The sequence below is a fragment of the Actinomadura sp. GC306 genome (genome assembly GCF_004348665.1).
In the GTDB taxonomy this organism is placed as follows: domain Bacteria; phylum Actinomycetota; class Actinomycetes; order Streptosporangiales; family Streptosporangiaceae; genus Spirillospora.
The window spans coordinates 1-5,572 of record NZ_SMKM01000366.1 but is presented as its reverse complement, the minus strand read 5'-3'; the positions used below and the strand labels follow the sequence as shown (position 1 = coordinate 5,572).

The following is a 5,572-nucleotide window of genomic DNA, read 5'->3' as shown; positions in this document are numbered from 1 at the left end:
GAGGCGCCCCGCGAAGGACCCGCCCCCGGCGCCGAGCGACGGGACGGTCGTGGTCGAAGGCCACCTGGTGGACGACCCGCCCGACGAACCCGCGGCGGCGGAGCGTCCCGTCCCGCCGCCGCGCGAAGACCCCGGGCGCACCGAGAACCGCGGCGGCGCGATCTACGTCCTGCGCGAGGACCCGCCGCCCGGCGGACACGACGACCGGCTCGAGTAGGGGCCTTCGGCAGCGGCGGGCCGGTCAGAGCAGGTCGCCGTACTCCTCCATGCTCCCGGCGGGCAGGCCGAGCTTGTCCTCGATCTTCGGGTAGTACTCGTCCTGGCACGTCTGCTCGTCGGTCGCGGTGTTCGCGGTGCCGAGGCAGTTCTGGTAGCCGCTCAGCTCCGACCACAGGAACACCGTCAGCGACACCGACAGCACCGAGAACGCCAGGCCCACCGAGCCGAGCACGATGCCGGGCACGGCGCCCGGCGCGGACCCGGCGGAGGCGCGCGCGGCCCGGCGGGCGCGGACGCCCACCACCAGCGCCGCGATGCCCAGCACCAGGCCGAGCGGATAGAAGAAGAACGACGTCAGCAGCGCGATGCCGCCGAGCCACAGCGCCCGCCATCCGCTGCGCTGCGGCTGGCGCGGCCCCGCGGGCGGCTGACCCGCCGGCCGCCCGTCGGGGCGGTCTTCGGGCTGGGCCGGACGGTCCGGCTGCTCGCTCACGTCTCATTCCTCCTGCAATGGTGCGGAACCGGATGCGGCCCGCGCGGTCTGCCTGCGAAGTGCGCCGGACCGGCCGATAGGCTTCGTCCTGGCCGAACCCCCGCCCGACCGTCCACCAGGGAGTCATGGTGTCCGCCCGGCTCGTCGTCCTCGTCTCCGGCGCGGGGACCAACCTACAAGCGCTGCTCGACGCCTGCGCGGATCCAGCCTACGGGGCGAAAGTGGTGGCCGTGGGGGCGGACCGCCACGATATCGGCGGAACCGCCCGCGCCGAACGCTCCGGGCTGCCCACGTTCACCGTCCGGATCCCGGACTTCCCGTCCCGCGCCGACTGGGACGCCGCGCTCACCGAGGCGGTCGCCGCGCACGAGCCCGACCTCGTGGTGTCCGCCGGGTTCATGAAGATTTTGGGCCCGCGCTTCCTCGCGCGGTTCGGCGGCCGCACCGTCAACACCCACCCGGCGCTGCTGCCGGCGTTCCCCGGCGCGCATGCCGTCCGGGACGCCCTGGCCTACGGGGTCAAGGTGACGGGCTGTACGGTTCACTTCGTCGACGAAGGCGTGGACACCGGACCCGTCATCGCCCAGGAGACCGTCCCGGTGGGCTGGCATGACGACGAGGACTCCCTGCACGAGCGCATCAAGCGGGTGGAGCGCCGGCTCCTGGTCGACGTCGTCGGACGGCTGGCCCGCGACGGCTGGACCGCGCACGGCAGGCGGGTCTCCATGAAGTGCAGGACCTGTTCGTCCGATCAAGAGGGGAGCTCGGCCGGTGAGTCGGGTGGCGATTAAGCGCGCGCTGATCAGCGTGTACGACAAGACCGGGCTGGAAGAGCTCGCCCGGGGCCTGCACGAGGCCGGCGTGGAGATCGTCTCCACCGGGTCCACCGCGGGGCGGATCTCCGCCGCCGGGGTGCCGGTCATGAAGGTCGAGAAGCTCACCGGGTTCCCCGAGTGCCTGGACGGCCGGGTCAAGACCCTCCATCCGAAGGTGCACGCGGGCCTGCTCGCCGACCGCCGCAAGGAGGAGCACCTCCAGCAGCTCGACGACCTGGCCGTCGAGCCGTTCGACCTGGTCGTGGCGAACCTGTACCCGTTCGCCGACACCGTCGACTCGGGCGCGAAGCCGGACGAGTGCGTCGAGCAGATCGACATCGGCGGGCCCACGATGGTCCGGGCGGCGGCGAAGAACCACGCGAGCGTGTCCGTCGTGGTCGACCCGTCCGCCTACGGGGCGGTCCTGGACGCCGTGAAGGCCGGCGGGTTCACACTCGCGGAGCGGCGCCGCATGGCCGCGCGTGCGTTCGCGCACACCGCGTCCTACGACGTGGCCGTGGCGTCCTGGTTCGCGAGCACCTACGCGCCGGACGAGACGGCCGCCGAGGCGCAGTGGCCCGACTTCCTCGGCGTGACGTGGGAGCGCGCGAACGTCCTGCGCTACGGCGAGAACCCCCACCAGCGCGCCGCGCTCTACACCGAGGCCCGGGGCGGCGGCCTGGCCGGGGCGGAGCAGCTCCACGGCAAGGAGATGTCCTACAACAACTACGTGGACGCGGACGCCGCCCGCCGCGCCGCCTACGACTTCCCCGAGCCCGCCGTCGCGATCATCAAGCACGCCAACCCGTGCGGCATCGCGATCGGCGCGGACGCCGCCGAGGCGCACCGCAGGGCGCACGCCTGCGACCCGCTGTCGGCGTTCGGCGGCGTCATCGCGGTGAACCGCCCGGTGACCGCCGCGATGGCCGAGCAGGTCGCGGAGGTCTTCACCGAGGTCCTGGTCGCGCCCGGCTTCGAGGACGACGCCCTGGAGATCCTCACCCGCAAGAAGAACATCCGGCTGCTGCGCTGCCCGGAGGGGCCCGCGAACGCGTCCGAGTACCGGCGGATCGACGGCGGCGTCCTGCTGCAGAGCGTCGACCGCGTGGACGCCTCCGGCGACGACCCCGCCACCTGGGAGCTCAAGGCCGGGAGCGCCGCAGACGCGGCCACGCTCGCCGACCTCGCGTTCGCGTGGCGCGCCGTGCGCTCGGTGAAGTCCAACGCGATCCTCCTCGCCGCGGACGGCGCAACCGTCGGCGTCGGCATGGGCCAGGTCAACCGGGTCGACTCCGCGAAGCTCGCCGTCGAGCGGGCCGGGGCCGAGCGCGCCGCCGCCGCGGTGGGCGCGTCCGACGCGTTCTTCCCGTTCCCGGACGGCCTGGAGGTGCTGACCGGCGCGGGCGTCCGGGCGATCGTCCAGCCCGGCGGATCGGTCAACGACGACAAGGTCATCGCCGCCGCCGAGAAGGCCGGGATCAGCCTGTACTTCACGGGTGTCCGGCACTTCTTCCACTGATCGACGACCATGCCCGGTGTGACGGAGAACACCGTCGCACCGGGTTTGGCTGTTCAGACCCGTCTTTTCTGCGGGTAGCCTCGGGCTCGTCGCGTCCATGACCCTCCGTTGACCCCGGCGCGACTTTCGCATTGCTGGAGGCGTGCATGGACGTGGTGTTGTCGCTCATGATGGCGTCGGTCTACCAGGCGGCCACGCTGCTGATGGAGTCCCGGCAGATGATCGGCCTCCTCGCCGCCTTCCTCGTCGCGGTCCTGGCCGCGCACGTCGGCTGGCACGGCACCGACCGGGTCATCGCCCGGCGCAGCCGCTCCGAGGACTAGACCGTCCCGGGGGCCGTCGCCCCGCCGACTACCATGGCCTTCACGCGACTGGCGCGGTCAAGGTGGATCACCACCGGGGAGCGAACGACGGTCCGGACACCGCGCGCCTGGGTGGACGGGCCTCCGGCCACACCGCGGAGGAACGCATGACGGCACAGATTCTGGACGGCAAGGCCACGGCCGCGGAGATCCGCTCCGACCTCAAGCGGCGCGTCGAGGCGCTCCGCGAGCGCGGCGTGCACGTCGGCCTCGGCACGGTGCTGGTGGGCGACGACCCCGGCAGCCACTCCTACGTCAACATGAAGCACCGGGACTGCGCCGAGGTCGGGATCGAGAGCATCCGCCGCGACCTGCCCGCCACCGCCACCCAGGACGACGTCGAACGCGCCGTCGCCGAGCTGAACGCCGACCCCGCCTGCACCGGCTACATCGTGCAGCTCCCGCTGCCGAAGGGCCTGGACGAGCAGCGCGTGCTGGAGCGCATCGACCCGGCCAAGGACGCCGACGGCCTGCACCCCGCGAACCTCGGGCGGCTCGTCCTCATGCAGCCCGGCCCGCTGCCCTGCACGCCGAAGGGCATCGTGGAGCTGCTGCGCCGGTTCGACGTCCCGCTCAAGGGCGCGGAGGTCACCGTCGTCGGCCGCGGCATCACCGTCGGCCGCTCCCTCGGCCTGCTGCTGACCCGCCGTTCCGAGAACGCGACCGTCACCCTCTGCCACACCGCGACCCGCGACCTCGCCGCGCACACCCGCGCCGCCGACATCGTCGTGGCAGCCGCGGGAGTCCCCGGCCTCATCACCGCCGACATGGTCAAGCCGGGCGCCGCCGTCCTCGACGTCGGCGTGTCCCGGGTGGACGGCAAGCTCGCCGGGGACGTCGCCGCCGACGTCCGCGACGTCGCCGGCTGGGTCGCCCCGAACCCGGGCGGCGTAGGCCCGATGACCCGCGCGATGCTCTTGGCGAACGTGGTCGAAGCCGCCGAACGCCGCTGACCGCACCCCGCCCAGTACGCGCGAAGGCCGCCACCAGCACCCCGGTGACGGCCTGCGCTACTTCTCGCCGGTACGGGACCGCGCCGTCACACGCGCGGCCCCGCACGGGCCGGTTCAAGCGGTCGCCCTCGTTGCGCGCTGCCGGGAGGGCGACCGCAGGCTCACCTCAGCTGGCCCTCCGTCCCGCCGCGCTCGGCGCCGGGCGGCCCGGACCGTTGGCGTGCCCGTGTCCCGTGCCGGTCCTGCGGGTCTCGGTCGTGCCGCGGACCCCGGGGACCCGCCCGTCCATCGGCGGGCGGCCCTGCGGGACGTGCACCGGCGGCAGCGGCCGGACGAGGCCCATGGCGATGACCTCGTTGGCGAGCCGCGTGCGCCGGTTGGCGCCCTCGGGGATCCGGAACTTCTGGTAGAGGCGCAGCAGGTGCTGCTTGACGGCCGCCTCCGTCACCACCAGCTCCCCGGCGATGTCGCGCGCCGTGGCCGGGGCCACGAACGCCTCGTCGGACAGTGCGGGACGGCAGAGCGAGGTCAGCACGTCGACCTCGCGGCGGGTGAGCTCGGGTGCGACGGCACGCCGAAGTTCGACGTCCGGGTCGACCTCCTCACGGGGGATGCCCCCCATCCGGCAGCGCGCCGTGCCGAAGCTCACGACGTCGCCGTCCTCCAGGACTCGGCGGGCGATCGGCCTGCCGTTGACTCGGGTCCCGTTGCGGGACAGGCCCATGTCCACCACGTAGACGTACGGACCGCGTCGGACGATTTCTGCGTGCAAACGGGACACACTCGGGTCGTCGAGGCGTACGTCGACTCCTCTCCCTCTCCCGACCGTCGTAACGTCGGGGCGCAGCGGCACCACCAGCCCGCTGTCCTCGATCCGCATGAACGGCCCCTCCACGGCAGTCCTCCCAGCTAGTTAGCGACCCCTGTCTGCCGGGTTACCCGGGCGCGTCACCGTCACACCCTCCTACTGGCGAGTAGCCCCGTGGGGGCAGGGGATCCGGTGCCCTCTAAGACCGCTTCCGCACCACCCGTCCCACCACGTTTTCCGCTCCGCGCCACAAGCCGGGCGACCGGACCGGCGGAAGATCGCCGCGCGGCACGCGCCGACCGGAGCCTTCCGGGACCGAGTCGTACCGAGAACCGAATCCCTATAACGTGGATCGCACCGTGCGGAGCTCGTCCATTAAGTGGCGGCGGGCGGGGGCTGGAGG

The 5,572-nt window shown here is 73.1% G+C and carries 6 protein-coding genes and 1 pseudogene; 5 read left to right on the top strand and 2 right to left on the bottom strand.

The annotated features are described in order from the left end of the window. Positions 1–217, top strand: a pseudogene (locus tag E1200_RS34155) (hypothetical protein); the annotation flags it as partial. 24 nt (positions 218–241) lie between these two features. Here E1200_RS34155 and E1200_RS30790 read toward each other — a convergent pair. Beyond that, positions 242–712, bottom strand: coding sequence for a hypothetical protein (locus tag E1200_RS30790; RefSeq protein ID WP_131955742.1), 471 nt, complete (start codon positions 710–712; stop codon positions 242–244). A 125-nt stretch (positions 713–837) separates the two neighbouring features. On the opposite strand from E1200_RS30790, the gene purN reads away from it, so the two are divergent. The 4 genes from purN to E1200_RS30775 all read left to right on the top strand — a co-directional run bounded on the left by purN (position 838) and on the right by E1200_RS30775 (position 4,361). Next, positions 838–1,503 (top strand): phosphoribosylglycinamide formyltransferase, encoded by a 666-nt coding sequence (gene purN, locus E1200_RS30785; protein ID WP_131955740.1) that lies wholly within the window; start codon positions 838–840, stop codon positions 1,501–1,503. Then, entirely contained in the window at positions 1,484–3,046 is a 1,563-nt protein-coding gene (purH, locus tag E1200_RS30780; RefSeq protein WP_131955738.1) for a bifunctional phosphoribosylaminoimidazolecarboxamide formyltransferase/IMP cyclohydrolase, read from the top strand. The genes purN and purH overlap by 20 nt, the downstream gene beginning before the upstream one ends. Positions 3,047–3,192: 146 nt before the next feature. After that, positions 3,193–3,369 (top strand): hypothetical protein, encoded by a 177-nt coding sequence (locus E1200_RS34150; protein ID WP_165950533.1) that lies wholly within the window; start codon positions 3,193–3,195, stop codon positions 3,367–3,369. 146 nt (positions 3,370–3,515) lie between these two features. Beyond that, positions 3,516–4,361: a bifunctional methylenetetrahydrofolate dehydrogenase/methenyltetrahydrofolate cyclohydrolase gene (locus E1200_RS30775; RefSeq protein WP_131955736.1), complete on the top strand. Its 846-nt coding sequence runs from the start codon at positions 3,516–3,518 to the stop codon at positions 4,359–4,361. Positions 4,362–4,527: 166 nt separating this feature from the next. On the opposite strand, the gene E1200_RS30770 is transcribed toward E1200_RS30775, so the two are convergent. Beyond that, positions 4,528–5,241: an FHA domain-containing protein gene (locus E1200_RS30770; RefSeq protein WP_243708974.1), complete on the bottom strand. Its 714-nt coding sequence runs from the start codon at positions 5,239–5,241 to the stop codon at positions 4,528–4,530. Positions 5,242–5,572 lie beyond the last annotated feature (331 nt).